The 26704-nt window shown below is 70.3% G+C and carries 27 protein-coding genes; 12 read left to right on the forward strand and 15 right to left on the reverse strand.

Going from position 1 to position 26704, the window contains the following annotated elements; genetic code table 11:
• Positions 1-3 precede the first annotated feature (3 nt).
• Together BCL65_RS15030 and BCL65_RS15035 are read right to left on the reverse strand one after the other, a co-directional pair.
• Positions 4-1110: a polyprenyl synthetase family protein gene (locus BCL65_RS15030; protein WP_106269323.1), complete on the reverse strand. Its 1107-nt coding sequence runs from the start codon at positions 1108-1110 to the stop codon at positions 4-6.
• Between the two features lie 36 nt (positions 1111-1146).
• A complete protein-coding gene (locus tag BCL65_RS15035; RefSeq protein ID WP_125206565.1) occupies positions 1147-1695 on the reverse strand; it encodes a hypothetical protein in 549 nt (182 codons plus the stop codon).
• 97 nt (positions 1696-1792) lie between these two features.
• Here BCL65_RS15035 and BCL65_RS15040 point away from each other — a divergent pair, with 97 nt between their 5' ends.
• The 3 genes from BCL65_RS15040 (at position 1793) to BCL65_RS15050 (ending at position 5171) form a co-directional block, all read left to right on the forward strand.
• Positions 1793-2941 carry a DUF4192 domain-containing protein gene (locus tag BCL65_RS15040; RefSeq protein WP_106269325.1) on the forward strand — a complete coding sequence of 383 codons (1149 nt, stop codon included), beginning with the start codon at positions 1793-1795 and terminating at the stop codon, positions 2939-2941.
• A gap of 47 nt (positions 2942-2988) precedes the next feature.
• On the forward strand, positions 2989-3348 hold the full coding sequence (locus BCL65_RS15045; RefSeq protein WP_106269326.1) for a universal stress protein: 360 nt from the start codon (positions 2989-2991) through the stop codon (positions 3346-3348).
• A 218-nt stretch (positions 3349-3566) separates the two neighbouring features.
• Positions 3567-5171 (forward strand): RNA polymerase sigma factor, encoded by a 1605-nt coding sequence (locus tag BCL65_RS15050; protein WP_106269328.1) that lies wholly within the window; start codon positions 3567-3569, stop codon positions 5169-5171.
• A gap of 78 nt (positions 5172-5249) precedes the next feature.
• Here the strand turns inward: BCL65_RS15050 and BCL65_RS15055 are convergent, their stop codons facing one another.
• Entirely contained in the window at positions 5250-6701 is a 1452-nt protein-coding gene (locus BCL65_RS15055) for an FAD-binding oxidoreductase (RefSeq protein ID WP_106269329.1), read from the reverse strand.
• Between the two features lie 138 nt (positions 6702-6839).
• Positions 6840-7070, reverse strand: a complete 231-nt coding sequence (locus BCL65_RS15060; protein WP_106269330.1) for a DUF7455 domain-containing protein — start codon at positions 7068-7070, stop codon at positions 6840-6842.
• A 145-nt stretch (positions 7071-7215) separates the two neighbouring features.
• On the opposite strand from BCL65_RS15060, the gene BCL65_RS15065 reads away from it, so the two are divergent.
• The 3 genes from BCL65_RS15065 to BCL65_RS15075 all read left to right on the forward strand — a co-directional run bounded on the left by BCL65_RS15065 (position 7216) and on the right by BCL65_RS15075 (position 10444).
• Positions 7216-9345: a DNA gyrase/topoisomerase IV subunit B gene (locus BCL65_RS15065; RefSeq protein ID WP_106269424.1), complete on the forward strand. Its 2130-nt coding sequence runs from the start codon at positions 7216-7218 to the stop codon at positions 9343-9345.
• A gap of 74 nt (positions 9346-9419) precedes the next feature.
• Entirely contained in the window at positions 9420-9842 is a 423-nt protein-coding gene (locus BCL65_RS15070) for a DUF4430 domain-containing protein (RefSeq protein WP_106269331.1), read from the forward strand.
• Entirely contained in the window at positions 9839-10444 is a 606-nt protein-coding gene (locus tag BCL65_RS15075) for a DUF6580 family putative transport protein (protein WP_243401106.1), read from the forward strand. The genes BCL65_RS15070 and BCL65_RS15075 overlap by 4 nt, the downstream gene beginning before the upstream one ends.
• Positions 10445-10474: 30 nt before the next feature.
• On the opposite strand, the gene BCL65_RS15080 is transcribed toward BCL65_RS15075, so the two are convergent.
• Complete coding sequence (locus BCL65_RS15080) at positions 10475-11110, reverse strand: dihydrofolate reductase family protein (RefSeq protein ID WP_106269333.1); 636 nt, start codon at positions 11108-11110, stop codon at positions 10475-10477.
• A gap of 111 nt (positions 11111-11221) precedes the next feature.
• Between BCL65_RS15080 and BCL65_RS15085 the strand changes: the two genes are divergently transcribed.
• From BCL65_RS15085 to BCL65_RS15095, 4 genes are read left to right on the forward strand one after another with little or no spacing between them, the layout of a single operon-like run.
• The gene (locus BCL65_RS15085; protein ID WP_106269334.1) at positions 11222-11878 is read left to right on the forward strand and encodes a DsbA family oxidoreductase; all 657 of its coding nucleotides are present in this window, start codon (positions 11222-11224) and stop codon (positions 11876-11878) included.
• Positions 11871-12005, forward strand: a complete 135-nt coding sequence (locus BCL65_RS18375; RefSeq protein WP_258176972.1) for a hypothetical protein — start codon at positions 11871-11873, stop codon at positions 12003-12005. Before BCL65_RS15085 ends, BCL65_RS18375 begins: the two co-directional genes overlap by 8 nt.
• A gap of 49 nt (positions 12006-12054) precedes the next feature.
• Complete coding sequence (locus BCL65_RS15090) at positions 12055-12303, forward strand: ribbon-helix-helix protein, CopG family (protein ID WP_106269336.1); 249 nt, start codon at positions 12055-12057, stop codon at positions 12301-12303.
• Positions 12300-12641, forward strand: a complete 342-nt coding sequence (locus BCL65_RS15095) for a type II toxin-antitoxin system PemK/MazF family toxin (RefSeq protein ID WP_279340831.1) — start codon at positions 12300-12302, stop codon at positions 12639-12641. Before BCL65_RS15090 ends, BCL65_RS15095 begins: the two co-directional genes overlap by 4 nt.
• 12 nt (positions 12642-12653) lie before the next feature.
• Here the strand turns inward: BCL65_RS15095 and arfB are convergent, their stop codons facing one another.
• From arfB to metH, 10 genes are all read right to left on the reverse strand, one after another.
• Positions 12654-13100, reverse strand: a complete 447-nt coding sequence (gene arfB / locus BCL65_RS15100; RefSeq protein WP_106269426.1) for an alternative ribosome rescue aminoacyl-tRNA hydrolase ArfB — start codon at positions 13098-13100, stop codon at positions 12654-12656.
• 50 nt (positions 13101-13150) lie between these two features.
• Positions 13151-14608 carry an ATP-binding protein gene (locus tag BCL65_RS15105; protein ID WP_106269339.1) on the reverse strand — a complete coding sequence of 486 codons (1458 nt, stop codon included), beginning with the start codon at positions 14606-14608 and terminating at the stop codon, positions 13151-13153.
• A gap of 29 nt (positions 14609-14637) precedes the next feature.
• A complete protein-coding gene (locus BCL65_RS15110) occupies positions 14638-15498 on the reverse strand; it encodes a MurR/RpiR family transcriptional regulator (RefSeq protein WP_243401105.1) in 861 nt (286 codons plus the stop codon).
• A gap of 1 nt (position 15499) precedes the next feature.
• Positions 15500-16330 (reverse strand): phosphonate ABC transporter, permease protein PhnE, encoded by an 831-nt coding sequence (phnE, locus tag BCL65_RS15115; RefSeq protein WP_106269342.1) that lies wholly within the window; start codon positions 16328-16330, stop codon positions 15500-15502.
• Positions 16327-17151, reverse strand: coding sequence for a phosphonate ABC transporter, permease protein PhnE (phnE, locus tag BCL65_RS15120; protein WP_106269344.1), 825 nt, complete (start codon positions 17149-17151; stop codon positions 16327-16329). Before phnE (BCL65_RS15120) ends, phnE (BCL65_RS15115) begins: the two co-directional genes overlap by 4 nt.
• Positions 17148-17603, reverse strand: a complete 456-nt coding sequence (locus tag BCL65_RS15125; protein ID WP_308701016.1) for an ATP-binding cassette domain-containing protein — start codon at positions 17601-17603, stop codon at positions 17148-17150. The genes phnE (BCL65_RS15120) and BCL65_RS15125 overlap by 4 nt, the downstream gene beginning before the upstream one ends.
• Before the next feature lie 120 nt (positions 17604-17723).
• Entirely contained in the window at positions 17724-18641 is a 918-nt protein-coding gene (locus BCL65_RS17840; protein WP_125206564.1) for a hypothetical protein, read from the reverse strand.
• Positions 18642-18692: 51 nt separating this feature from the next.
• Positions 18693-19829, reverse strand: a complete 1137-nt coding sequence (locus tag BCL65_RS15130; RefSeq protein WP_106269345.1) for an AAA family ATPase — start codon at positions 19827-19829, stop codon at positions 18693-18695.
• Positions 19826-21007, reverse strand: coding sequence for a DUF262 domain-containing protein (locus BCL65_RS15135; protein WP_106269347.1), 1182 nt, complete (start codon positions 21005-21007; stop codon positions 19826-19828). Before BCL65_RS15135 ends, BCL65_RS15130 begins: the two co-directional genes overlap by 4 nt.
• Positions 21008-21152: 145 nt before the next feature.
• Positions 21153-24776: a methionine synthase gene (gene metH, locus BCL65_RS15140; RefSeq protein ID WP_106269348.1), complete on the reverse strand. Its 3624-nt coding sequence runs from the start codon at positions 24774-24776 to the stop codon at positions 21153-21155.
• A gap of 69 nt (positions 24777-24845) precedes the next feature.
• Between metH and BCL65_RS15145 the strand changes: the two genes are divergently transcribed.
• Together BCL65_RS15145 and BCL65_RS15150 are read left to right on the forward strand one after the other, a co-directional pair.
• Positions 24846-25970: a GNAT family N-acetyltransferase gene (locus BCL65_RS15145; protein WP_106269350.1), complete on the forward strand. Its 1125-nt coding sequence runs from the start codon at positions 24846-24848 to the stop codon at positions 25968-25970.
• 17 nt (positions 25971-25987) lie between these two features.
• On the forward strand, positions 25988-26692 hold the full coding sequence (locus BCL65_RS15150; RefSeq protein WP_106269351.1) for a lysoplasmalogenase family protein: 705 nt from the start codon (positions 25988-25990) through the stop codon (positions 26690-26692).
• Positions 26693-26704: the final 12 nt, after the last annotated feature.

The raw sequence follows: 26704 nt of genomic DNA on the forward strand, positions 1-26704 counted from the left end.
GGCTCAGGCGGCGCGGTCGACGGCGGCGTGCGCCAGCCCGGTGAGCACCTCCCGGCCGTGCGCGTCGAGGTCCGCCGTGGCGAGCGCCGACAGCCCCTGGGCCGCCAGCTCGTCGATGAGCGCCTCGACGCCGGCCACGGCCCCCGAGCCGGTGATCGCGGCCCGCAGCGCCGCGACGTCGTCGTCCGTGAGACGCGCGTCACCCAGGTGCTTGGTCACCAGGAGGCGGGCGTCGTCGTCGCCGGCAGCCAGCGTGCGGGCGACGAGCACCGTGCGCTTGCCCTCGCGCAGGTCGTCGCCGGCCGGCTTGCCCGTGACCTCCGGGTCGCCGAACACGCCGAGCAGGTCGTCGCGCAGCTGGAACGCCTCCCCGAGCGGCAGCCCCGCGGCGCTGATCGCCGCGACCCGGTCGGGCGACGCGCCGGCGAGGACCGCGCCGAGCGTGAGCGGGCGCTCGACCGAGTAGCGGGCGGACTTGGCCCGCAGCACGAGCCGGGCGCGGTCCTCGTCGGCCGTCGGGTCCAGCCCCCAGGCCTCGGCCTGCACGAGCACGTCCAGGTACTGGCCCACCACGACCTCGCTGGTCATCGCGTCGAGCATGTCGCGTGCCGCCCGGCCGACGTCGGTGGGCAGCGCGTCGAGCGCGGCTCCGGCCTCGCGGTGGCAGGCCACCAGGCAGAGGTCGCCGAGCAGGATCGCGGCGGCGGTCCCGAAGCGGTCCGCGTCGCCTGACCACTGCCGCTCGCGGTGGCGGGCCTCGAACACCCGGTGCGCCGTCGGGCGGCCGCGTCGGGTGTCGGAGGCGTCCATGACGTCGTCGTGGAGCAGCGCCGCGGCCTGGAAGAGCTCGAGGGCGGCACCGATGCGGACGACGGCGTCCCGCGCGGCGCCGCTGGACGCTCCGCCGTGCGCTCGGAACGACCAGTAGCAGAAGGCTGCTCGGAGCCGCTTGCCGCCGGCCAGGAGCGTGGAGACCTGGTCGGTCAGCGCCGTCGTGCCGGGTCCGGTGGCGGCGACCTCGTCGCGCAGCCTCGTCAGGTGGCGGTCCAGGGCGTCGTCGACGTCGTGGCGGAGGTTCTCGAGGTCGACCAGTGCGGAAGCGGCAGGCATGGCGCCCAGCCTATGCGTGCGGCGGCGGGTGACGGGTCAGGCGTCCTGCGCGCGGACGCTGCCCGACAGCGAGACCAGGCGCCGGTCCGACTCGTCGAGGACGCCGATGAGGACGGTCTCGACGCGCGGCTTCTTCTTGCCCTTGGTCCGCGTGTAGGCGGTCTGCACGGTGAGGGCGGAGACGTCGACGTCCTCGGACTCGTCGAAGCCGGCCTCGCCCAGCCGCTCGGCGTAGCGGTCGACGACCTCCTGCGTGCTGAGCTCTGTGGAGAGGTTGAGCGAGACGTCCACGAGGTCGCCCTCCGCGGGCGTCGCCGAGCTGGCGAGCACCGTGGAGCCCTCGGGAGCACCGAGCAGGTCGGTCGGGAAGCCGGGAGCGTACCCGCCGACGGCGGTCCCCGGGTCGAAGGACGGCAGCGCCGTGGGAGCGCCCTCCGGTCCCGTGCCGGTGGCCGCCGCGGTGGCGTCGGTCGGTGCGGCCCTGCCGGCGGGGCCGGCGTCGCAGCCGCTCACCGTGATCACGCAGAGCGCCAGCACGGCACAGGCCGTGCGGCGCGGGACGCGGTGGTGGCGGGTCGTGGGCACGGGATCACGGTAGCGGGTGCCCACCCCCAGCCCGTCCGGTCCCCGGCGCCGCCCCCGGGGCCTCTCCGTGAGCCCGGGCTGCGTTCTCATCGACGGCATGACGACGAGCCTCGACCTCCCCGAACCCTCGACCATCCCGCTGCGCTCGCCCCACGACGTGCTGGCGGCCATCCCGTACCGGCTCGGGTTCCGGCCCGCGGAGAGCATCGTGATCGCGTGCACGGCCGAGCGCGGCCGGCCCGGGCTCGTCGCCCGGGTCGGGATCGACGAGCTGCGTGGCGCCGGGGCGGCCGACGGCCTCGCGGCCCTCGCGCGTGCCGTCGCCGGGACACGGCCGACGTACTGCGCCCTCGTGCTCTACACGGCCGGGGGAGCCGCCGCCGCGGCCGACGTCGTGGAGGACGTCCGCCGAGCCCTCGACCCGGTCGTCGAGACCGACGGCTGGCTCGTGACCCCCGACGGGTACCGGGGCCTGGGGTGCGAGGACCCCACGTGCTGCCCGGAGCCCGGCCATCCGCTCGCCGCCCTCGAGAGCGGTGAGATCGGGGCGGCCTACGTCCTGGCGGGACATGTCGTGGCGGAGTCCGCCGACGCGGCGTACCGGATCCCACGCGCCGCGGAGGAGACGCGCAACCTCGCCGGCCGTGCCGCCCGACGCAGCGAGATCGCCCGCGGGCGAGCGCAGGAGGGCGCGGCCACGAGGCGCTGGCGCGACGACGCGCTGGACGCCTGGCGGGAGGCCCTGCGGCGGGTCGAGGTGGGTGCCGACGCCGCCGCGGACGAGGTGCCGGCGCCGTTGCCGGCCGCACTCGTCGGGCGGGTGGGCGCGGCGCTCGCGGACCGGGTCGTGCGGGACGTCGCCCTGCTCACGCTGGTCCCCGGGGGAGAGGAGGCGGCGCGCGAGACCACACGGGCCACCGACCCCGTCCAGATCGACGACGCGACGGGCAAGGTCCTCGGCCGGGTCGTCGACCCGTCGGACGCGGTGGCGCCCGACCCGGACCTCGTCGCTCGGGCGCGGGCGGTGCTGGAACAGGTCGACGCCCAGGTGCCCCGACGACTGCGTGCCCCGGCCCTGACGCTCCTGGCGTTTCTCGCCTGGTGGGCGGGCGACGGTCCGCGGGCCTCCTACCGGGTCACCGAGGCGCTCGAGGCCGACCCCTCGTACCGCCTGGCACAGCTCCTGCACTGCGTCGTCGCGGCGGCCCTCCCGCCCGGTTGGGTCCGTGCCGCGTCCGGCGGGTGAATCCGCGCGGGAGGTGTGTGGCCCACCGTGTCCGGTAGCGTGCCACCATGGCGATCGTCGTGGGACATCTGGGAACGCCCGAGGGCAAGGAAGCGCTCGTCACCGCGGTCTCGGAGGCGCGGCAACGTGAGGTGGGTCTCCTGGTCGTGACCTCCGGGGCGGCCGGGGCGGCCGAGGAGCTCGAGGCGCTCGGTACGCGGCTGTCGAACGCCGGCATCGAGCACCGGATCGTGGCCGGCACCGGCGACCTCGCCGAGGACCTGGTGCGCACCGCGGCCGAGGAGGACGGCGATCTCATCGTCATCGGCCTGCGACGGCGCAGTCCCGTGGGCAAGCTCATCCTCGGGTCCGGTGCCCAGCGGATCCTCCTCGAGGCACCCTGCCCCGTCCTCGCCGTGAAGCCCTGACGGGCCGCGCGCTCCCTCGTCGGACGAGGGAATAGGCGGTCGGTCATCCGGTGTTCACCTGACATCTTCCCTCGTCCGGGCACGAAACGGTGACCCGGGACACGGCGTGAGCACCGCATTCTCCGCGGAGGACCAGGTGTCGCCGGTACAATATAGGTATCCGCTCGAGCCGCGAGGCCCTCGTCCCCGGCTGACACAGCGGTCCACCGTCCCCTCGAATGCCGAAAGGTCGGTTTGTGGCGTCCACTGCGCAGAACCTCCCGCTGCCCCGAGAGTTTGAAAACTCTGCCCTCCAGGAGCTGCTCGCTCACGGGACCGCGAACGGTCGCGTCGATGCGGAGAGCTTCCGCACCGCCTGCGAGACCGCCGCTGTGGGTGACCCCAAGCGCCTGAAGGCGGTGCTGCGTGCCTTCGCGACCGCCGGCGTCGAGATCGGCGTGCCCGCCGCCACCAAGGTGGCCGCTGCCTCCACCAGCAGCTCCGCGACGAAGACCGAGGCCCGGGCCAAGGCCCCCGCGTCGAAGAGCAGGAAGACCACCGCGACGCGGTCCGCCTCCGCGGGGTCCGCCGAGTCGGCTGCGGCGTCGGCCCCCGAGCCGGAGGGCACGGACGACGAGTCCGCCGCGGCGAAGAGCCCCGCGAGGAAGACCGCCGCCAAGAAGGCTCCGGCGCCGAAGACCAGCCGCAAGGCCGCGGCCAAGGCGCACAAGCCCGCGCCCGAGCCCGACGGCGTCCCGGTCGAGGACGACGACGAGCCGGAGCAGGCCCCCGAGCGGATCACGGCGCTGCCCCGCAACGGCCGCAAGAAGGAGGACGAGCGCGGGGGGTTCGTCGTCTCGGACACCGACGACGACGACCAGCCGGCGCAGCAGGTCGTCACCGCGGGCGCCACGGCCGACCCGGTGAAGGACTACCTCAAGCAGATCGGCAAGGTCGCCCTGCTGAACGCCGAGCAGGAGGTCGATCTCGCCAAGCGGATCGAGGCCGGCCTGTTCGCCGAGGAGCGCCTGAACAACGACTTCGCGGACTTCGACCGCGCGAAGGCCGACGCCGACGAGCGCCGCATGTGGCGCGACCTGAAGTGGATCGCCCACGACGGCCGCCGTGCCAAGAACCACCTGCTCGAGGCCAACCTGCGTCTCGTCGTGTCGCTGGCCAAGCGCTACACGGGTCGCGGCATGCTGTTCCTGGACCTCATCCAGGAGGGCAACCTCGGTCTCATCCGCGCGGTCGAGAAGTTCGACTACACCAAGGGCTACAAGTTCTCGACGTACGCCACCTGGTGGATCCGTCAGGCGATCACCCGCGCGATGGCCGACCAGGCCCGCACCATCCGTATCCCGGTGCACATGGTCGAGGTCATCAACAAGCTGGCCCGCGTGCAGCGTCAGATGCTCCAGGACCTCGGGCGCGAGCCGCTCCCGGAGGAGCTCGCCAAGGAGCTCGACATGACCCCCGAGAAGGTCGTCGAGGTCCAGAAGTACGGCCGTGAGCCCATCTCGCTGCACACCCCGCTGGGTGAGGACGGCGACAGCGAGTTCGGCGACCTCATCGAGGACTCCGAGGCCGTGGTGCCGTCCGACGCGGTGTCGTTCACGCTCCTGCAGGAGCAGCTGCACCAGGTCCTCGACACGCTCTCGGAGCGCGAGGCCGGGGTCGTGTCCATGCGGTTCGGCCTGCAGGACGGCCAGCCGAAGACGCTCGACGAGATCGGCAAGGTCTACGGCGTGACGCGCGAGCGCATCCGGCAGATCGAGTCCAAGACGATGTCGAAGCTGCGTCACCCGTCGCGCTCGCAGGTCCTGCGCGACTACCTCGACTGACAGGTCCGCAGCGAACGCTGGTCGCGAGAGCCCCGGTGCCGGATGTCCGGCACCGGGGCTCTGCCGTTCCCGGAGACCTCAGCCCGCGGACCGGCGACCGGCCGCCGACCAGCGGGCCGACGGGTCGAGCACACCGCGGGGATCGCTCCGCCGCCGCAGCCGCAGGAGCCGGTCGTACGTCTGCGCGCCGTACGCCGTGCGCACCCGGGCGGAGGAGGCCGGCTCCCGCTTGCCGGCGAAGTTGAGCAGGCTGCCGCCCGTGGACCACGGGGCCAGCGCGGCGTCGACCTGGCGGACGCCGCGCTCTGCTTCGGCCGGCCGGTCGGGGCCACCGAGCGCGACGACGAAGAGCGAGTAGGCCGCGTCGCGCCCGCCGACGGCGTTCGGGACCGCCGGAGGTCTGGCGACGGCGCCACCGAGGAGGCGGAGCTCGGCCATGAGCACGGGGGAGCCCGCCGGCACCGCGTCCAGCAGGGCATCGACCGCCGCGGCCGGGAGCGTGGTGAGCGTCCGGCCCCGCTCGACGACGGGCAGCGGGTCCTGCGGGTCCGCGTGGATCTTGCCGAGCCGTGCGTAGGGCAGGTCGCCCACGGTGTCGAGCAGGGGAGCGGCGACGGTGCGCAGATCGTCGACGAGCGTGTCGGGCCCCCCGCCGTGGCGGGCGTAGCGCACGGTGAGGACCGCCCGTCCCCGGAGCGGTGCGGGCAGATCGGGCAACGGTGGCAGGTTGAGCCGGGCCACGGACGTCGAGACCTCGTCCGGCAGGTCGGTCGTCAGCTCGCGCCAGCGGTGCAGCACCGCCGCGGCGTCCGTCACGTCGAACCAGAGGGCGCCGGCCCGGACCGTGCGCAGCGGGAACAGGCTGAAGGTCATCGCGGTGACGACGCCGAACGCGCCGCCCCCGCCGCGCAGGGCCCAGAAGAGCTCGGGGTGGCGCGTCGGTGTCGCGGTGAGAGCCTCGCCCGCAGGCGTGACGACGTCGAGCGACCGGACGTGGTCGGCGGCGAAGCCGAAGGTCCGCGCCAGCGGGCCGAGCCCGCCTCCCAGCGTGTAGCCGACGACGCCGACGTGCGGGGACGATCCGCAGAGGCCACCGAGACCGTGGGGGGCACCGGCGTCGAGCACCGCCTGCCAGGTGACGCCGGCGCCCACGGTGGCGGTCCGGGCCTGCGGGTCGATCTCGAGGCGGTCCAGGCGCGACGTGTCGAGCAGGACGTCCCGTGGGCCGGTGGCGGGCGCTCCGTGCCCCGTGGCCCGCACCCCGACGCCCAGCTGGTGCGCGGCGGCACCTCGCACGGTGCGGGCGACGTCGTCAGCCGTCGCGGCCTGCACCACGAGGGCGGGCCGTTGGGCCACGGCGAGGTCGAACCCGGGGAGCGCCTCGGCGTATCCGGCCCGGCCGGGCGTGCGGACCTCGCCGTCGAGCGTCATGGCGAGCGCGGTCGCGAGCCGGGAGACGGCACCGGCAGGTGCCGGCCCGACCACGGTGCGGGTCGGGGACGCGACGGGCAAGGCGGGTTCGACGGTCATGGGTGGAGGGAGGCGCGCCGGCACGGTTCGCGACATCCGGTCCCGCGCCCGCACGAGTCCCGCCCGCACGAGCCCCGCACGCACGCGAGCCCCGCACCACGGTGGTGGTGCGGGGCTCGTCGGCGGTGCCGGTGGGCGTCAGCCGGCGTTTCGGGCGCCGGAGCCGTGCTCGGCGTGCAGGCGGTCGGTCTCGTCCTGGATGTGCTCGGCGACGGACTGGTAGGCGTCGGCGTGCGCGCGCGCGTGGTGTCCGCAGAAGAGGAGCTCTCCGACGGGCAGCACGACACGCACGTAGGCCTGGGCGCCGCAGCGGTCGCAGCGGTCGGCGGCGGTCAGCGGCTCGGTCGTCTCTTCGGTCGTTGTGCTCACGACACCATCAAACCATCTGGGACCCGCGTTGTTCCCGTGCGAGGGCCCTGGTTCGCTCCCGGCGATCACGGCGTGGGTCACACGCGGGGGACGACGGCGGAGAGCCTGCGCGGGCGTGTCGGCATCCTGGACTACTCTCGTGCGCGTGACAGCCACCTCCGAGTCCGGGTACACCGCACGACACCTCTCCGTCCTCGAGGGCCTCGAGGCGGTCCGCAAGCGCCCCGGTATGTACATCGGGTCGACCGACTCCCGCGGCCTGATGCACTGCCTGTGGGAGATCATCGACAACTCCGTGGACGAGGCGCTCGGGGGTCATGCCACGAAGATCCGCATCGTGCTGCACGCCGACACCTCGGTGACGGTGGAGGACGACGGCCGCGGCATCCCGGTGGACCGGGAGAGCAAGACGGGACTGTCGGGCGTCGAGGTGGTCTTCACCAAGCTGCACGCGGGCGGCAAGTTCGGCGGCGGCTCGTACACGGCGTCGGGCGGTCTCCACGGGGTCGGCGCCTCGGTCGTCAACGCCCTCTCCTCCCGGCTGGACGTCGAGGTGGACCGGTCCGGGAAGACCTACCGGATGACCTTCCACCGGGGCGAGCCCGGGCTGTTCGACGACCCGGCCACGGGCCCGACGCCGGACGCCCCGTTCGAGCCGTTCGTCGACCACAGCGAGCTGCCCGTGGTCGGCAAGGCGCCGCGCAAGGCCACCGGCACCCGGGTGCGCTACTGGGCGGACCGGCAGATCTTCCCCAAGTCCGCGGTCTTCGCCTATGACGAGCTCGTGACGCGGGCGCGGCAGACCACGTTCCTCGTGCCGGGCCTGGAGATCCTGGTCCGTGACGAGCGCGGCCTGCCTGGTACGCCGGGTGAGGATGGCCCGCACGAGGAGGTCTTCCAGCACTCCGGCGGTGCCGTGGACTTCGTCGAGTTCCTCGCGCCGGACACCCCGGTCACGTCGACGTGGCAGCTGAAGGGCTCGGGCTCGTTCACCGAGACGGTCCCCGTGCTGGACGACCGGGGCCACATGTCGCCGCAGGAGGTCAAGCGCGACTGCGAGGTCGACGTCGCGCTGCGGTGGGGTGCGGGCTACGAGACGGAGCTGCGCACCTTCGTCAACATCATCGCCACGCCGAAGGGCGGCTCGCACCGCACCGGCTTCGAGCAGGGGCTGCTCAAGACGGTCCGCAAGCAGGTCGAGGCGAACGCGCGCCGGCTCAAGGTCTCGACGAGGGACGGTTCCTCGGAGCGGATCGAGAAGGACGACGTGCTGGCCGGCCTGACGGCGGTGGTGACGGTGCGGCTCGCCGAACCGCAGTTCGAGGGCCAGACCAAGGAGGTCCTCGGCACGGCACCGGTGCGCCAGATCGTCTCCCGGGTCGTCGAGAACGAGCTCAAGGCGCTCATGACCTCCACGAAGCGCGACGAGAAGGCCCAGGCGTCGTTGCTGATGGAGAAGGTCGTCGCGGAGATGCGGGCGCGGGTCACGGCCCGCAAGCAGAAGGAGATCTCCCGGCGCAAGAACGCGCTGGAGTCCTCGTCGCTGCCCGCCAAGCTGGCCGACTGCCGCAGCGACGACGTCGAGCGTTCCGAGCTCTTCATCGTCGAGGGCGACAGCGCGCTGGGCACGGCCAAGCTGGCACGGTCCAGCGACTTCCAGGCGCTGCTGCCCATCCGCGGCAAGATCCTCAACGTCCAGAAGGCGTCGATCTCAGACATGCTGCGCAACGTCGAGTGCGCCGCGATCATCCAGGTGATCGGCGCGGGCTCCGGGCGGTCCTTCGACCTGGAGGCGGCGCGCTACGGCAAGATCGTGCTCATGACGGACGCGGACGTCGACGGCGCCCACATCCGCACGCTGCTCCTCACCCTCTTCTACCGCTACATGCGGCCGCTGCTCGCCGAGGGACGCGTGTTCGCCGCCGTCCCGCCGCTGCACCGGATCGAGGTGCTCGGCTCGGGCCGCCGCAAGAACGAGTACCTGTACACGTACTCCGAGGCCGAGCTCAACGCGACCCTGCGGAAGCTCGACAAGGCCGGCCGCCGCTACAAGGACGACATCCAGCGGTACAAGGGTCTGGGCGAGATGGACGCCGACCAGCTCGCCGAGACCACGATGGACCCGCGCCACCGGACGCTGCGCCGGGTGACCGTCGAGCACGCCGAGGCCGCCGAGCGCGTCTTCGAGCTGCTCATGGGATCCGACGTCGCGCCTCGCAAGGAGTTCATCGTCGCCGGCGCGCACGCCCTCGATCGCTCCCAGATCGACGCCTGAGGCGTCCGGCCCGGCCGGTGTCCGGATCGCGGCCGGTGCCGCGCCGGGCCGGTCGTGGCGGATAGGCTTTGCGCGTGAAGACCCTGATGCGCAAGACGTCGTCCCGCCTGCTCGCCGCGACCGCCGCCGGAGTGCTCTCCGTCGGCCTGGTCGCCGGGTGCTCCGGAGAGGACGAGGCGACGCCGGAGGCGAGCGTAGCCGCCTCGGGCGAGGCCGAGCCTGCCGACGACGCCGCCGCGGAAGAGGTCACCGAGCTCTCCTACGCGGGTGAGGACGGCAAGACCGCGCTCGAGCTCCTCGTCGCGGCGGACCCCGAGGCCGTGGTGAGCGGCGAGGGCGAGATGGCCTACGTCACCGCGATCCGTGGTCACGCCGCGGAGTCGGACACCGAGTTCTGGGCCCTGTACGTCGACGGCGAGATGGCACAGGTCGGTGCCGGTTCGCTCGAGACCGAGGACGGTCAGCAGCTCCAGTGGAAGCTCGAGGAGATCGAGTGAGCCCCGCACCCGAGGCGATGCCCGACCTGAGCCGGCGCGACCTCGCCGAGCGCTGGTGGCGTCCCGCCGTCGCCACGCTGCTCGTCGTCGCGGCGATCGTGTGGCGGCTCGTCAAGGACGACCTCGGCGCCCCGCCGAACCTCGAGCTGTCGACCTTCGCGGCGTTCGCCGCCGCCGGGCTGCTGCGTCATCGTCTCGCGATGCTGGCGCCGCTGGTCGTCGTGGCCGTCAGCGACGTCGTCCTCAGCAACTCGGCGATCCTGGTCTTCACCTGGTCGGCGTGGGCCGCCATCGGCGTGGCCGCCTGGTGGACGCGTCGCGCCACGGGCGGACGCCGGTTCCTCGCCGCCGTGGCGTTCGGCGCCGGGAGCTCGATCGGCTTCTACCTGTGGACCAACTTCGGTGTCTGGCTGCAGGGTCGTGGCACCTTCTACCCCGCCGGGCTCGACGGGCTGGTGGCCAGCTACGTGGCCGGGCTGCCGTTCCTGCGCCCGATGCTGCTGGGCAACCTGGTGCTGCTGCCGGTCGCGGCGGCCGTCGTCGCACTGGTCGAGCGCCTCGAGCGGGTGCACTCGCTCGGGACGGTGGCGGGCCGCGCCTGACGGCTCCCGGCCACCGGTCCGTGGGGCCGGTCAGCCGTTGCGGTCCGGTGCGGCCATGTCGCCCGTGCCGGGCACGCCCTCGGCGAGCCCGTAGCGCAGGTGCACGGCACCCTTCGGCCCGGCCTCGGGTGGTGCGAGGAGGGTGAAGTTCGTCGGCACCGCGCCGCCGTCGAACACCTTCTTGCCCACGCCGAGCACGATCGGGTAGACCCACAGATCGAGCCGGTCGACGAGCTTCTCGTGCAGGAGCGACTGCACCAGGTCGAGGCTGCCCACCACGGCGACGTGCTCGTGCCGGCTGCGGACCTCGCGCACGGCGGCCGCGAGGTCGGGGCCGAGCTGCGTCGATCCCGCCCACGACAGGTCCGGTTCGCCGCGCGAGGCGACGTACTTGGGGACGCGGTTGAAGAGCGTGGCGATGTCGTCGTCCTGGCCGCCCTCCTGATGCGGCCAGTAGGCCGCGAAGATGTCGTAGGTCTTGCGGCCGAGCAGCAGCGCGTCCGTGCCCTCGTACGCCGTCGTGACCTGCCGGCCCATGACGTCGTCGAGCAGGGGCGCCTGCCAGCCGCCGAACGGGAAGCCGCCCTCCGGGTCCTCGTCCGGCCCTCCGGGCGCCTGCCCGACGAGGTCCAGGGTGGTGAAGAGCTCGACGTGGACGAGGCCCATGGTTCCTCCAGGTGTGCTGACGAGTGTGCGGTCGGTCGTGGTGGGCAGACCGGAACGGGCCGCGGAACTCATCGCCCGGAATGATCCGCCGGCACGCGAGTTGTACGGACCGTGACTTCTCCTGACACCCGTCTCCAGATCGAGGTCTGGTCCGACGTCCTGTGCCCGTGGTGCTACATCGGCGACGCGCGCCTCGAGGCCGCGATCAAGGACTCCCCGCACGCCGACCGCATCGACGTGCGGATCCGCACCTTCCAGCTCGACCCCGACTTCCCGGCGGAGCCGACGCCCGTCGTCGACTACCTGTCCGCCAAGAAGGGGTTGCCCTTCGAGCAGGCCGAGCAGATGGAGGCGCAGGTCGCCGATCTCGCTCGCGCCGAAGGCCTGCCCTACGCACCGAACCATCCCGTCCAGAACACCCTGGACCTGCTGCGGCTGGTGCACCTCGGCAACGAGCACGGTGTCGGCTGGCAGTACATGACGGCGATGCAGGCCGCGCTCTTCGGCGGGGCGGACGGGGCGTTCGAGCCGGAGGCCCTGGTCCGGCTCGGCACCGGCCTCGGGATCCCCGAGGCCGAGATCCGCGACGTCCTCGCCACCGACCGCTACGCCGACGCCGTGCGTGCCGAGCACGAGGAGGCGCTCGCCCTGGGCGCTCGCGGCGTGCCGTTCACCGTGCTCGGGCGCCGCATCGGCATCCCCGGGGCCGTGCCCACGGAGGCCTACGGCCAGGCGATCGTCCAGGCGTGGGAGCACGTCGATGCCTGAGCCGGACGTGCAGCCGCTGACGTTCGTCGCGGCCGACGACGCCGCGGCGTGCGACCCGGTGACGGGCGTGTGCGCGGTCCCGGCATCCGGGCACCCCACGCCTGAGGACGACGACGGCGCTCGCTGATGGCTCTGGGAGCATCGCTGCGGAGTAGAAGAAGTTATACCCTGGTGTCATGAAGACGGCGATCAGTCTCCCGGACCACGCAGCGGGACGCTTCGACGATGTTGCGCGTCGACACGGCATGACACGGTCGGAGTTCTACCGACGTGCCGCGGAGCGCTACGCGGACGAGTTGAGCGAAGCCGATCTGACGAGGCAGATCGATGCCGCGATCGACGATGTCGGGCAGCCTGGTGATGAAGCCGCTGAGTGGCGGCAGGCGGCCAACGTCCGACTGGTCGAGGGCACGGACGATTGGTGATCCGGCGCGGCGAAGTGTGCTGGATCGACTTCGGTGAGCCGCAGGGAAGTGCTCCGGCCAAGAGGAGACCCGTCGTCGTCGTTCAGTCCGACCAGTACAACGCGTCGCTGATCGCGACGGTCGTCGTGCTCCCCATGACATCGAACACGGCGTTGGCGCGCCATCCCGGCAACGTGTTCGTGCCAGCAGTCGCCGCGGGGCTGCCGAAGGACTCGGTGGTGAACGTCTCGCAGCCGACGACGGTCGACCGGAGCGTCGTCGATCCGACGGGTGCGGTGCTGCCCGACAACCTGATCCGGGCCGTCGATGCCGGGCTACGTCGCGTCGTTGACCTGTAACCGACGATGTGGTCAGTCGTCGCGCGGCGGCCGGGACGAGCGGAGGCGCTTCGTCGTGGAGCGCTGCTTCTTGGCGGTCAGGCGTCGTTCCTGGGACCCGCGGGTGCGCCGGGTGGCGCGACGCCGGGGGCCGGGCGGGGCGACGGCGTCGGCGACCAGTGCCGCCAGGCGGTGCGCCGCGGCCTCCCGGTTGCGCCGTTGCTCGCGGTGCTCGGACGCTGTCACCGTCAGGACGCCGTCGACCAGTCGGTGACCCGTCCGGGCGAGGATCCGCTCGCGCTGGACGTCGCTCAGCACCGCCGAGCGCCCGACGTCCCAGGACAGCTCCACCCGCGAGTCGGTCGTGTTGACACCCTGCCCGCCGGGGCCGGACGACCGCGAGAAGCGTTCGGTCAGCTCGGCCCGCGGGATCGTCAACGACGAACTGACGGCGAGTCCGGAGCGGGTCGGTGAGGGCATGCCCCCATGGTGCCGCCGGATCGGGTGGCGGGTCACGCGGATTGTCGTCGTCAGGCACGCCACGCACTGAGCAGGTCTGCCGCGCTGAAGGTGAGGTCGGCGCCGTCGACCGGCAGCCCTTCGGGGCTGATGGCGGCGATCAGGGCGTCGCCGCTGCGCGGCACCGTGCCGATCACGCCGCGCAGGTGCGTGATCTCGCGTCGGGAGATCTCACCGCCGGGGCGCCACTTGATGGTCCCGAGCAGTACGGAGCGCTCGCGGGACACGCCGACGAGGTCGACCTCCGTCTGCCCGTCGCGGGTCCACCAGGCCCGGACGTCCTCGATGCTCTCCAGCGTGGCGTCGTCCGGGGCGAGACGCGCGACCGACTCGCGGACGAGGGGTTCGACGCTGCGGCCACGCCAGGAGGACCAGTCGCGCTCGAACCGCGCGAAGGCGTGGTCGGCCCGTCCGCGGGAGATGAGCTCGAGGCTGCGTTCGACGTAGCGGAACCAGAACCGCAGGTAGGGGTCGGTGACGCGGTAGCGACGCAGGCGCCCGGTCGAGGATGACCAGGCCGGCGTCTCCTTGACGACCAGACGCTTCTCGTCGGCCAGGACACGGAGGGCCCGGGTGGTGCTGGTCTGGTAGCGCGTGACCTCGGAGTCCTCGAGGCCGGCGGGTATCAGGTCGTTGAACCGCGGCGTGGTGGTCTCGTCGGCGCCGATCGCCGCCAGGACCCGCGCAGCAGCGGGGGAGTCCGGAAACTCTGCGTCCAACGTGAACCGGGCGGTCGAGACGAGCGGGCTGTAGAGGTCGGCGAAGGAGTCGGCGACGTAGCGCGACACGTTGCCTCCGGACCGTGCGAGGTCGGTCACGAGGCGCGGATAGCCGCCCGTGACCAGCGTGGCGTCGAAGACCTCGGCCGGGGTGGCGTGAGGGAGCGCCTGGGCGATCTCGGCCGGGTTGAGGGGGTCGACGACGAGAGGCCGCAGGCGCCCGAACAGCGCTCGGCCGTACTCGGCGAGCCGGTCCATCATCGCGACGTCGGAGCCGACGAGGACGAGCAGGACCGGCAGCGCCTCGAGCGTCTGGTCCCAGAGGTTCTGGAGAGTGCCTTCAAGGGACGGATCGGCGGCGACGGCCCAGGGGAACTCGTCGAGCACGACGACGACGGGTCCCTGACGCGCTGCGACCTCGACGGCGCGGAACCAGTCGCGCCACGTGTTCAGGGAGAGGCCCTGGACCATCTCGACGCCGGAAAGCGGCCGGGCCGACGACGTGAGCGCCTCGGTCGCTTCGGCGACCTGCGTGCGCGTCGGTGCGCCAAGCGTCCCTGCCGCGAAGACGTAGGGCACGTCGGTACCGCGCACGAAGGTCTCGATCGCCGTGGACTTCCCCACCTGACGCCGGCCGCGGACCGCGACGATGCGCCCTTGCCCGTGGTTTCGCACAGCATCGAGATGCTTCGTCAAGGCGCTGACGACGTCGGAGCGGCCGTAGAAGGGAGCCGGAGGGTGAACAGTCATGGACGTATCATACAGCCATGTATGTCACGCTACTCCTGGATCGTCGAGCCGAGCTCGTCCAGCGCGACGGCCCGGGCGTCGCGGCCACGGTCGCCACGCCGGGCGACGAGCGCCTCGACGAGCGCCTCGGTCACCAGCATCAGCGCGGCGCGGGACGTGTGCACGAGCTCGTCGCGGAACGAGTCGTTGACCGGCGGGACGACGAGCACCGTGTCGGCGAGCTGGGCGACGGGGGACTGTGCGAACGAGGTGATCGCCAGGACCGGGGTGCCGCCGTCGTGGGCCGCGCGCATGACGGCGAGCGTCGCGTCGTTGGTGCCGGAACCGGAGACGACGAGGCAGACGGCGTCGGGGCCGAGCTGGCGGGCGGCGATCCGTTGCGCGAGCGCGTCCTGGAGCAGCTCGGCGGGCCGGCCCGCCGACGTCAGGCGCAGCACGAGGTCGAGGCCGAGCGGCGAGGACAGCCCGTTCGCGACGACGAGCACGCGCCCGGCGTCGTCGAGCGCGGCGACGAACTCCTGCAGCACCTGCTCCGTGAGGCCCGAGACGGTGTGGCCGAGGCGGGCGGCGAATCGGGCGACGGACTCGCGCAGCACACCGAGCATGGTGCCGTCGGCCGGGGCGTCCGCCGTCGTGCGCAGTGCGAGCTCGCGGGCCGCGGCGACACGTAGCTGCGGGTAGCCCTCGTAGCCGAGGGTCTGCGCGGCGCGGACGACGGTCGCGCGGCCCACGCCGACGTCGTCGGCCACCTGCTGAGCGGAGCGTTCGACGGCGGCACCGAGGTCGGCGGCGACGGCCTCGGCGACGCGGCGCTCGCCGGGGTGCATCAAGGGCAGCAAAGCGCTGATGCGCGCCGTCGGGGGAGCATCGGTGGATCCGGTCCAGGTCACGTCAGGGCCCTTCCATGATGCGGCGGCGCAGCGCGCCCGAGACGGCGTCGACGACCATCGTGGTGACGACCACGACGATCAGCAGCATGCCGACGGTGTCCCAGGCACGATAGTTCGTGTAGTTCGCCAGCATGCTGCCGATGCCGCCCGCGCCGACGATGCCGAGCACGGCGGACATGCGGATGTTGATCTCGAACCGGTAGAGCGCGAACGACAGCAGCGCGGGCAGCGCGGCCGGCCACAGCGCCCAGCGGATCACGGCGGTGCGTCCGCCGCCGGCCGCGCGCACGGCGTCCGCGGCGCCGTCGCGCAGGGTCTCGATCGTCTCGTAGGTCCACTTGCCCTGGGTGCCGATCCCGGCGATGCCCAGCGCCAGCGCTCCGGTGAACGGCGTCAGCCCGGTGACGGTGAGCAGGACGAGCGCGATGATCACCTCGGGCACGGCGCGGATGACAGCGAAGACACCGCGCAGGGCCAGGCGCAGCCAGGCCGGGCCGACGCCGTCGGCGGCGAGCATGCCGAGCGGGATCGACACGACCACGCAGAGCAGAGCGCCCAGCCAGGCCATGGAGATCGAGCGCCACATCTCGAACAGGGCGCGCGGCAGGCGCGACCAGTCCGGATCGGCGAACATCAGCACGCCGTACTCCCCGACGGCGGCGGGCAGGCCGCGCAGCTCGGCCCACTCGACGTCGAGGGTGGTGACGGACACGAGGAGCACGAGGCCGACGACGGCGGTCGCGACGGTCTGCGCGAGGCGCGACGGGCGCGGGGGCAGGACGACGGCGGGGCTCGTCGTCGTGCGGGTCCGGTTCTCCAGCGTGTCGCTCATGCGAGCCTCCGGCGCAGCAGGTGGGACGCGGCTTCGATGATCAGCACCACGACGAGGATCTCGAGGATGATCACCGAGACGTCGCCGTAGGCGAAGAAGCCGAACCGTTCGTCGAGGAGCCGGCCGATGCCGCCCGCGCCGACGATGCCGAGGATCGCCGAGATGCGGACGTTCAGCTCGAGCGCGTAGAGCCACTGGTTGGCGAAGAGCGGGAGGTTCTGGGGCAGGCCGAGGCCGCGGTTCATCTGGTGCTGGGTGGCGCCGCCGGCGCGGGCCGCCCCGAGGTACGGGTGGTCGGCGGAGTCGATGGCCTCGGAGACGAGCTTGACGACGATCCCGACGTCGAACAGCACGAGCGTGAGCAGGCCGGGCAGCGCGCCGACGCCGACCATGGCGACGAGGATGGTCGCCCAGACGAGGTCGGGCACGGCGCGGATCACGTTGATCACGGCCCGCACCGCCATGCGGGTCGGGGTGTGCGGGTTGGTGGGGCGCGCGGCCCAGAGGGTGAGCGGCACCGACAGCGCCGCGGCGATCGCGGCGCCGACGAACGCCATCTGCAGCGTCTCCAGCATCGGCTGGATGGTGCGCGGGACGAACGCCCAGTTCGGCTGCAGCAGCGCGGAGAGGTTGGCGGCGCCGCGGCGCCAGTTCTGGGCGATGGCGCCCAGGTCGATCTCGACGCCGCCGATCGCGGGCAGGCAGGTCGCCACGGTGAACGCCGCGAGGGCGCTGACGATCGCCGTGCGGCGCGGCCAGATGCGCGGCCGCGGCGGGAGCTCGAAGCGGGTGGCGGGTACCGCCGTCGTGCCGGGGGTCATGTGCGGTCCCCGAGGCGGTCCTGCGGGCGGATGCGGCGGCCGTAGATCTGCTCGAAGTCGGCCTCGGTGGCCTCGGCGGCGGGGCCGTCGTAGACGACCTCACCGCCGCGCAGGCCGATCATGCGGCGCGTGTACTGCCGGGCGAGGTCCATGAGGTGCAGGTTGACCAGCACGGTGAGGTGGTGGTCGGCGTTGATGCGCTCCAGCTCCCCCATCACGGCGTGCGCGGTGGGCGGGTCGAGGCTGGCGACGGGTTCGTCGGCGAGCATGATGCTCGGCTCCTGGGACAGCGCCCGCGCGATGGCGACGCGCTGCTGCTGCCCGCCGGACAGGGACCCGGCGCGCGTCCAGACCTTGTCGAGCATGCCGACCATGTCCAGGGCCGCGAGGGCGACGTCGCGGTCGTGGGCGGTCGGTATGCCGAGGAGCCCGCGCCCAAGGCCGTGGGACACAACGACTATCGCGACGAACAGCCCCCCTGCATACGACGCATCAGAGTACGCTCGGCTCGCCGAGGTCTTCAAACCCAGCGTTCAGGTTCGCGCCGGACTATCCGATCGCAGGTACCGCGGCTAGATCAATTTCCTGCCAACGTGTGCAACTACAATCTTGCGCTCGTCCGCTGCGAGCCTAAAATAGACGCGTCCCGGGCCGGGCGTAAAGCGAGAGTGCAGATCGAAGGTGTGAACTCGTTGGTCAACGTCGAGGAAGTCAAAGATTCCGCTCCGACGTCTGACCTCATGTTCAGGTGTTACTTTGGATAACCAGAGCGGAGCTGGTCGCTCTTCCGGATCCCATTCGATTGCAGCACGATTGATCAGATAAAGTTGTTTTGCGACCGGCTCGACCCATGAGCGTTCGAGGGAAATCAATTGTCCCTCTACTCCAGGCAGGAAGCGGAGGTACGGATAGAACTCGTCGCGACTATTCCAAACCTGATGTCCAGTAGTGACATCAGATAGTCCAAACTTCGCTATCCAATCCAGATGGGGTGAGAGATGAGTGACGCGAGACAGGTTGCGGACCGTGACACGGTCCTCGACGACATCGATCTCACCGACATCCCGTTCAACGAGCCGGCTACGATGAATCGGGACCGCCGAACTTGCCCATTCTCCCCTATCGTCGAGTGAGAAAGCAATTCCATCATAAATATGTGCCGCCCCGAGACCAGCAGCGACCTTGCCTCTACAGACGTACTCGACCCCTGACTCATCCGAAGAAACAGGCCTACTAATCGGAGCCCTATTGGCACGGGTTAGCAGCCAGCGTCCCAGGTCCCGGTTCTTGGGCTTGCGCAACCAATCTCGGAACTTGTAGTTCCTTGCAACATCGTGTTCGAGTATCGACGGAGCAACGACTACTAGCCCTGGCCTCCGCTTCGAAACTTCACGTACGGCTCGACAAACCTCGCCGACGGCTACGTCTGCGTCAGTGGGATCACGATCGTCGTTCATCGCCAGTTCATTGTGAAAAGCAATAATCTGCACGAGATGCCTCCAAACGTGCGGTCGCATAGCTGTATCACAAAATTGCGGAGATTACTCCAGGAGGCTTTCGATCGAATAGTCCCACTCGTCAAAGAATCCTTCTGGCCATGCCGAGATCATTCCATCCTCACCGATCTCAGGGCTGGTGATTGAAATTGCACCACCGTCTCCAGGCTGAAAATAGTGCAGCTGCGTAGAACTCGCCGCGAGGTGCCGATTCTTTACTGCGAGACGGACGCCGTTTAAAACGTGATCACTATGTGTCTCTATAAGTACCTGCGTCCCCGTCGCAGCTGCGGCGCATGCGAGGCGAGCCATTGCCGACTGGCCGCGAGGGTGCAAGTGGGCTTCTGGATTCTCAAGTAGCAGAAGCGCTCCGCTTCGAGCTGCCAGCAGAGACACGATAATTGGCAAGGAATATGCGAGGCCAAAGCCGACGTTCGTTGGGCGACGAGCGAGGCTAACCGCCGCACCGGGAGATGAATTGCGAAAACCCAGCCTGACCAAGTCGGTATTGTCGATGGCCTCGGCAGAAATTTGAACCCCAGGGCATATCTCACCCAGCCAGGCATCCACTTGCGCGAGAAGTCGGTTCGATTGACCATGCGGATGAAGCCGGGGTCCGTGCAATATCAAGTCATCCTGATGCTCGCGGAGATAGTCACCAGTGTATTCACCGCGTGTGCCGAGAAAATGTTGTTCCGTGGCCGCTCGGTAAGATCTCGGATAAGTCGTCGATGGGTTAACTCTATCAGCTCTGAGGTACTGGAACACGTGGTCCGGAACAGTGAAGTCGAGACTTTCCACGCCATCATTGGAAGCTCCGATCAGAGTGAAAGGAAGCGCGTCGCTTGCCGCGACGTATTCGGCCAAAATTCCGGCACGCTTTCCGCCTTGGAAGTGTGTGAGTATCTCGATAGTTGGCGGTTTTGATGTGTGGCCTTCATGAAGGACGTCTCGGCCAGTGCCCAGTTCCACGTACTCGCCGTTGAGAGGTACTCTGTCGGAGTACCTGCCGGGGGAGAAGTTCTCGGGGAGCCGATCAAGAGCTTGCTGAAGCAGGCCGAAGGCCTGCAGTACTGTGCTTTTTCCGGAAGAGTTTAGCCCAGTTAGAAGCGTGAGCGGCTTCAAGGCGATCTTGCTGTGCGAGAAGGCTTTGAAGTTCGTAAGTTCTATGGCGTTGATCATGATGTCATCTCGTTAAACAAGTTGTCGATTGCCTTGAAGCGCTCGCGAACTTTCTCGACGCTTCCTGTCCCAACTGATATTGCGTTGTAGAAATCCTCGTCTTGAAGAAGCTCTCGGAACCGCATATCTACTTCTTCTCGATTTGAAGTGAGGAGGTCAAGGTTCTTCTGGGACAGCCGGGCTAAGTTCACGGATATCGTCTCGAAGAGAGCCTTGTTGATTGGAAGTCTGCGGTTCGGTTCCCAGTTGTTTAGCTTGCGAAACGCGTTTGTCTCAAAGATGCGTGCGGCTGCGTTCATCGAGCGTCGGAAACTGTCACCGAGCTTCTCATGATGCTCGACTGTTGTATGGTTGATCAATTCCATTGCATCACGAAGGAACCCGTCAAGGTCTCCTCGATAGTGTTCGTCTGGGTCAAGCATCAAGAACGCAAGGAATCGCAGTACCATCTCGCGATCCGCCATGCGTGTCGTTCGGATGCTCCCGTCAGTTGCGTGTAGAAACTCTGCAGACCGAGAAAGTTCTGCGAGCAGTTGTCTAGCGGGCCCAGGTATTAGGGCGTGTCGCAACTCCTGGGCAGTCAGTGGCAAGCCACCTGTGTTTATTCGGGCAAAGATGTTGAACTTTACTGGCTCGGGCGTTCCGGCACGAATTAGGTGTACGAGGAGTTCGGCCTCGTCAATGCGGGTCTGCAGGTTGCCTGGCAGGTCGCTATATGTTGCCCCCTCGTACTGGCCCAGATACTCTAGGCCAGTAAGGCGCAGTGTTTCGAGGTTTGGGTAGTCCTTGCGGATGAGGTCGGGTTGCACAAAACGCGCGATAGTAGTCAGTCGCTGGATCCCATCGACCACCACCCAGCTATCCTCACCGCTCTCGGCCGCGTATAGCGTCGGTAGTGGAATCCTTAGTAGTAGTGACTCAATGAGCCTACTCTGAGCGACGTCGGTCCAGATTCCGGCTCGGCGTTGAAAGTCAGGTGTCAAATCAAGGACCCCGCGGCGGAGCCGAGCAAGTAGTAGACTTACAGTCGGTGTGCGTGTTACTACGTCGATTTTCGCCGGGTCGAAGGGTTCGTCAATTGTCTCGTTGTTCGGGTCGTCTTCTTCGGCCTCAACGCCGGTGCTATGGCCGAGGGAGTCGTATTCGACAGGAAGATCTTCGATATTTCGATTCTGCATGTAGTTCCCCTAGTGGTTGCCCTAGCCGCCTGAGGCCCTGGCGGCAAGTTAGCTCCGTACGCGGACGCCGCATGTACTGGCTCCGCCAGCGTACCGAGTGTGGCTTGACCGTGTGGGTTCAACGCGCATGGCAGCGTGAAGCGGACTAGACCGAGAAGTACTTCGCCTCAGGATGATGCAGCACGAACGCGTCCGTCGACTGCTCGGGGTGCAGCTGCAGCTCGTCGCTCAGCGTCACTCCGACCCGCTCGGGCCGGAGCAGCTCGACGACCTTCCGCCGGTCTTCCATGTCCGGGCATGCCGGGTAGCCGAGCGACATCCGCGCACCGCGGTACTCCAGCTTGAACATGCCTTCGACGTTCTCCGGGTCCTCGTCGGCGAACCCGAGCTCGGACCGCACGCGCGCGTGCCAGAACTCCGCCAGCGCCTCGGTGAGCTGGACGGACAGCCCGTGCAGCTCCATGTACTCGCGGTACTTGTTCGCCTCGAACAGCTTCGCCGTGTACGCCGAGACCGGCTCACCGACGGTCGCGAGCTGGATCGGCAGCACGTCGAACTGCCCCGTCTCCTCGACCCACGACTTCGGCCGCACGAAGTCGGCCAGGCACAGGTGCCGGTCGCGCTTCTGGCGGGGGAAGGTGAAGCGCAACCGCTCGGTCCCCACGGGGCCGCCAGAACCGCCGTCGGGCGCCCCGATCTCGCCGGACGGCCCGGTCATGCCGGGCCCGTGGTGGGCGACCACGATGTCGTCGCCCTCGGACCACACGGGGAAGTACCCGTACACCACGGTGGGGTCCATGACCTGGTCCCGTCGGATGGTCGACATCCACTCGGCCAGGCGCGGACGCCCCTCGGTCTCGACGAGCTCCTCGTAGGAGGCACCATCCTCGCCGCGGCCCGGCTTCAGCCCCCACTGCCCCATGAACGTCGCGCGCTCGTCGAGGTATGCGGCGTAGTCGGCGAGCTGGATGCCCTTGACCACGCGCGTGCCCCAGAACGGGGGAGCGGGGACGGGGTTGTCGTCGGCGACGTCGGAGCGCGCCGGCAGGTCCTCGGGCGCGGTCTCGGTCACCTTGACGACGTTGTGCCGGCGCTTGCGCAGCGCGGGCAGACCGACGTCGTCGACCGACGCCCCGCGAGCCACGGCCACGAGCGGCTCCATGAGCCGCAGACCTTCGAACGCGTCGCGGGCGTACCGCACGACGCCGGGGAACTGCGAGGCGAGGTCGTCCTCGACAAAAGTCCGCGTCAGGGCCGCGCCACCGAGCAGGATCGGCCACTTCTGCGCGAGCCCGCGCGACTCCAGCTCGGCGAGGTTCTCCTTCATCACCACGGTCGACTTCACCAGCAGCCCGGACATGCCGATGACGTCGGCGTCGTGCTCCTCGGCGGCCTCGATCATCGCGGAGATCGGCTGCTTGATGCCGATGTTGACCACGGTGAAGCCGTTATTGGTCAGGATGATGTCCACGAGGTTCTTGCCGATGTCGTGCACGTCGCCGCGGACGGTGGCCAGCACGATCGTGCCCTTGGTCTGCTCGTCGGCGCCCTCGACCTTCTCCATGTGCGGCTCGAGCAGCGCCACGGCGGCCTTCATCACCTCGGCGGACTGCAGCACGAACGGCAGCTGCATCTGCCCGGAGCCGAACAGCTCGCCGACCACCTTCATGCCGCCCAGGAGGTGGGTGTTGACGATGTCGAGGGCCTTCATGCCGTCGGCCAGGGCCGTCTCGAGGTCGCCCTCGAGGCCCTTGCGGGCGCCGTCGATGATCCGGCGTTCGAGGCGCTCGCCCACCGGCAGCGCCTCGAGCTCCGCGGCGCGCTGGTCGCGCAGCGCCGCGGAGTCCACGCCTGAGAACGTCTCCAGCAGGTGGGACAGCGGGTCGTGCGTGAGGTTGCCCTCGTCGTCGTAGACCCGCCGGTCCCACACGAGGTTCTCCGCGGCCTCCCACTGCTCGTCGGGGATCGCGGTGCGCGGCAGGATCTTCGCGGCGTGCACGATGGCGGAGTCCAGCCCGGCCTGCACGGCCTCGTGGAGGAACACCGAGTTGAGCACCGTGCGGGCGGCCGGGTTGAGGCCGAACGACACGTTCGACACGCCCAGCGTGGTGTGCACGGTGGGGTAGCGGCGGGTGAGCTCGCGGATCGCCTCGATCGTCTCGATGGCGTCGCGGCGGGTCTCCTCCTGGCCGGTCGCGATGGGGAAGGTGAGGGTGTCGACGATGATGTCGTCAACCCGCATGCCCCAGTCGTCCACGAGCGTGTCGATGAGCCGGGACGCGATGGCGACCTTCTTGTCCGCGGTGCGCGCCTGACCCTCCTCGTCGATGGTCAGGGCGATGACGGCGGCCCCGTGCTCCATGACGGCCGGCATGACGCGCTGGAACCGCGACCCGGGCCCGTCGCCGTCCTCGAAGTTCACCGAGTTCACCACGGCGCGCCCGCCCACGAGCTCCAGCCCGGCGCGGATCACCTCCGGCTCGGTGGAGTCGATCACCAGCGGCAGGGTGGAGGCCGAGGCCAACCGGGAGACGACCTCCCGGACGTCCGCGACGCCGTCGCGCCCCACGTAGTCGACGCAGACGTCCAGCAGGTGCGCGCCGTCGCGGGTCTGGGCGCGGGCGATGTCGACGACGTCGTCCCACCGGGACTCCAGCATCGCCTCGCGGAACGCCTTGGACCCGTTCGCGTTGGTCCGCTCACCGATCGCCAGGTACGAGGCGTCCTGAGACAGGTCGGTGTGCGAGTACAGGGAGGCGACGCCGTTCTCCCGCTCCACCTCGCGCGGCCGCAGCGCGCGTCCGCGCACCGCCTCGACCACCTGGCGCAGGTGCTCCGGCGTCGTGCCGCAGCAGCCCCCGACCAGGCCGAGGGAGAACTCGTCGACGAACTGCGTGTGTGCTGCCGCCAGCTCCTCGGGCGAGAGCGGGTAGACGGCGCCGTCGGGACCGAGCTCGGGCAGCCCGGCGTTCGGCATGCACGTCACGGGGACGTCGGCGTGCCGAGCGAGGTGGCGCAGGTGCTCGCTCATCTGCTCGGGACCGGTGGCGCAGTTCAGGCCGATCGCGTCGACGCCGATGGCCTGCAGCGCGGTCAGCGCCGCGCCGATCTCCGAACCCATGAGCATGGTGCCGGTGGTCTCGACGGTCACGGAGGCGATCACGGGCACAGAGCGACCGACGCCGCCCTCGGCGACCGGACGCATCGCGTCGTGGCACGCCGTCACCGCGGCCTTGGTCTGCAGCAGGTCCTGGCTGGTCTCGACCAGCAGGGCGTCCGCGCCGCCCTCGAGGAGCCCGGCGGCCTGCTCGGCGAACGTGGTGCGCAGGTGGTCGTACGTGGTGTGACCCAGCGACGGCAGCTTGGTGCCCGGCCCCATGGACCCCAGCACCCAGCGCGGGTGGTCCGGCGTGGCGAAGGCGTCGGCGCGCTCGCGGGCCAGGGCGGCCCCGGCACGAGCGAGCTCGCGGATCCGGTCGTCGATGCCGTAGTCCGACAGGTTCGACCAGTTCGCACCGAACGTGTTCGTCTCGATCGCGTCGACGCCCACCTCCAGGTAGGCGTCGTGCACCGCGTTGATGATGTCCGGGCGCGTCACGTTGAGGATCTCGTTGCAGCCCTCGTGCTGCTGGTAGTCCTCCATGGACGGGTCGGCCGCCTGGATCATGGTGCCCATGGCGCCGTCGGCCACCACCACGCGGGTGCGCAGCGCCTCCCGCAGGGCGTCGGAGCGGGCGTCGGCGGCGGAGAGGTCGAGCGTCGAGGTCACCGGCTCAGCGTAGCCGGGACGGCAGAAATCACGGTGCGGCGGACGCCTGGTGAGACCTACGCTCGGGCCATGACGACCGTCGACTCGAGCACTGGCCTCGCACCGATCGCGGAACGCGCCGCCGCACCGGCGTCGCTGCCGTCCATCACTGCTGGTTCGCTCACCTGGCGGCCGGCCGTGCCGGACGACGCCCCGGCCCTGCTGGCGCTGCGCAACACCATCGCGGAGACGGACGACGAGCCCTACCGGGAGTCGATCGAGGAGATCACCGAGCTGTTCGAGGCGCCCTGGCGGCGGTTCGACACCGACTCCCTCGTCGGCGTCGACGGCGAGGGCCGGCTCCGGGCCTACGGGACGGTCGAGTCGATGCCTGGCGACACCCGCACCGTGCGCGCCTTCCTCTTCGGCGGGGTGCATCCGCAGGTGCGCGGCCAGGGGATCGGGCGCGAGCTCTTCGCCTGGCAGGTCGCCCGGGGCCGACAGGTGCTCGCGGCGTCGGGCAAGGACCTTCCGGCGCGCCTGGCCGTGATGGCCGAGGACGACGGCCCGGCGTCGAAGGCGCGGCTCTACGAACGCGCCGGCTTCACGCCGCGCCGCTTCTACTCCGACCTGCGCCGCGACCTGCGCGACCTCGTCGCCGCGCCGCTGCCCGACGTCACGCTCGACGGATCGCTGCGGCTCGTGCCGTTCGCCCCGGAGCTCGACGACGCCGCACGGCTGGCCCACAACGACGCGTTCCGGGACCACTGGGGCAGCGAACCGCAGACGGCGGAGCAGTGGACCTCGTCGCGCTCGGCGTTCGTGCCGGCCTGGTCCTTTCTCGTGCTCGACGACGCACCCGACGTCGACGCCCTGCTCGCGGACGCCGACACCGACGCCGAGACTGCGGCCTCCCTGCGAGCGGGTGAGCCGCTCGTCGTCGGCTACCAGATGGCGGACCGGTTCGACGAGGACTTCGCCGTGCGCGGCTACTCCTTCGGGTACACCGCGCTGCTCGGCACCCGGCGTGCCTACCGAGGACGCAAGGCCGCCGTGGCGGCGCTCGCGGCCGGGATGCGCGCCATGGCCGCGGACGGCATGGAGTTCGCGTGCCTGGACGTCGACACCGCCAACCCGTCCGGCGCGCACGGGATGTACGCCGGCCTCGGGTACGAGTTCACGCACGGATCGCGCATGCTCTCCATCGAGCTGTAGCCGCTACGATCCGGCTGATGACCACTGCCGACCGGCCCGAACACCCGCTGCTGGCCACGCGCTCCGCGCGCGTCGCGGCCGGTCTCCTCGCCACGCTCACCGCTGCCCACCTGGTGGCGCAGCTCCTCGACGCCGGCGTGGTGGCCGAGACCACGCAGTGGTTCCTCATGCCGGCGCTCGCGGCCACGCTCTGGTGCACGACGGCGACACCCCGGACGCGCATGGTCCGCCTGACCCTCGTCGCACTCGGCTTCTCCTGGGTGGGTGACACCCTGCCGGACGGGTTCACCGGCGACGCGGCGTACCTGGCGATGGTCGGCGCGTTCCTCTGCGCCCAGGTCGTCTACGTGGCCGCCTTCTGGCCGTCGTGGCGTGAGTCCGTGCTGGCGTTGCATCCTGCGGCGGCCGCCGTGTACGTGTTCCTGGCCGTCACCCTGCTGACCCTGTGCCTGCCGGGCGCCCCCGGCGTGCTGGCGGTCGCCGTCGTCGTCTACGCGCTCTGCCTGACCACGATGGCCGTGCTGGCCACCGGCGTGCACCGCCTGGCCTGGCTCGGCGGACTGCTGTTCCTCTTCTCCGACGCGATGATCGCGCTCGGCGAGTTCTCGGACGCCGTGCCGTCGCTCTCCGGCTTCTGGATCATGGCGACCTACGTGCTGGGCCAGGTGCTGCTCGTCGCCGGTGTCGTAGCGCGGCAGACGACCGCACGGGCCGTGGTGTAGCGACAGGTATGG

It is taken from the genome of Isoptericola halotolerans, from assembly GCF_003003075.1.
In the GTDB taxonomy this organism is placed as follows: domain Bacteria; phylum Actinomycetota; class Actinomycetes; order Actinomycetales; family Cellulomonadaceae; genus Isoptericola; species Isoptericola halotolerans_A.

Bases quoted from the DNA above. Each gene is read 5' to 3' on its own strand.
- BCL65_RS15040 (WP_106269325.1), top strand. From the start codon at position 1,793: ATGACGACGAGCCTCGACCTCCCCGAACCCTCGACCATCCCGCTGCGC.
- phnE (WP_106269344.1), bottom strand. From the start codon at position 17,151: ATGACCCCCGGCACGACGGCGGTACCCGCCACCCGCTTCGAGCTCCCG.
- BCL65_RS15135 (WP_106269347.1), bottom strand. From the start codon at position 21,007: ATGCAGAATCGAAATATCGAAGATCTTCCTGTCGAATACGACTCCCTC.
- BCL65_RS15130 (WP_106269345.1), bottom strand. From the start codon at position 19,829: ATGATCAACGCCATAGAACTTACGAACTTCAAAGCCTTCTCGCACAGC.
- BCL65_RS15050 (WP_106269328.1), top strand. From the start codon at position 3,567: ATGCCGAAAGGTCGGTTTGTGGCGTCCACTGCGCAGAACCTCCCGCTG.
- BCL65_RS15030 (WP_106269323.1), bottom strand. From the start codon at position 1,110: ATGCCTGCCGCTTCCGCACTGGTCGACCTCGAGAACCTCCGCCACGAC.
- BCL65_RS15080 (WP_106269333.1), bottom strand. From the start codon at position 11,110: ATGGGCCTCGTCCACGTCGAGCTCTTCACCACCCTGGACCTCGTCGGG.
- BCL65_RS15055 (WP_106269329.1), bottom strand. From the start codon at position 6,701: ATGACCGTCGAACCCGCCTTGCCCGTCGCGTCCCCGACCCGCACCGTG.
- BCL65_RS18375 (WP_258176972.1), top strand. From the start codon at position 11,871: ATGCCTGAGCCGGACGTGCAGCCGCTGACGTTCGTCGCGGCCGACGAC.
- phnE (WP_106269342.1), bottom strand. From the start codon at position 16,330: ATGAGCGACACGCTGGAGAACCGGACCCGCACGACGACGAGCCCCGCC.
- arfB (WP_106269426.1), bottom strand. From the start codon at position 13,100: ATGCCCTCACCGACCCGCTCCGGACTCGCCGTCAGTTCGTCGTTGACG.
- BCL65_RS15145 (WP_106269350.1), top strand. From the start codon at position 24,846: ATGACGACCGTCGACTCGAGCACTGGCCTCGCACCGATCGCGGAACGC.
- BCL65_RS15105 (WP_106269339.1), bottom strand. From the start codon at position 14,608: ATGACTGTTCACCCTCCGGCTCCCTTCTACGGCCGCTCCGACGTCGTC.
- BCL65_RS15045 (WP_106269326.1), top strand. From the start codon at position 2,989: ATGGCGATCGTCGTGGGACATCTGGGAACGCCCGAGGGCAAGGAAGCG.
- BCL65_RS15090 (WP_106269336.1), top strand. From the start codon at position 12,055: ATGAAGACGGCGATCAGTCTCCCGGACCACGCAGCGGGACGCTTCGAC.
- BCL65_RS15150 (WP_106269351.1), top strand. From the start codon at position 25,988: ATGACCACTGCCGACCGGCCCGAACACCCGCTGCTGGCCACGCGCTCC.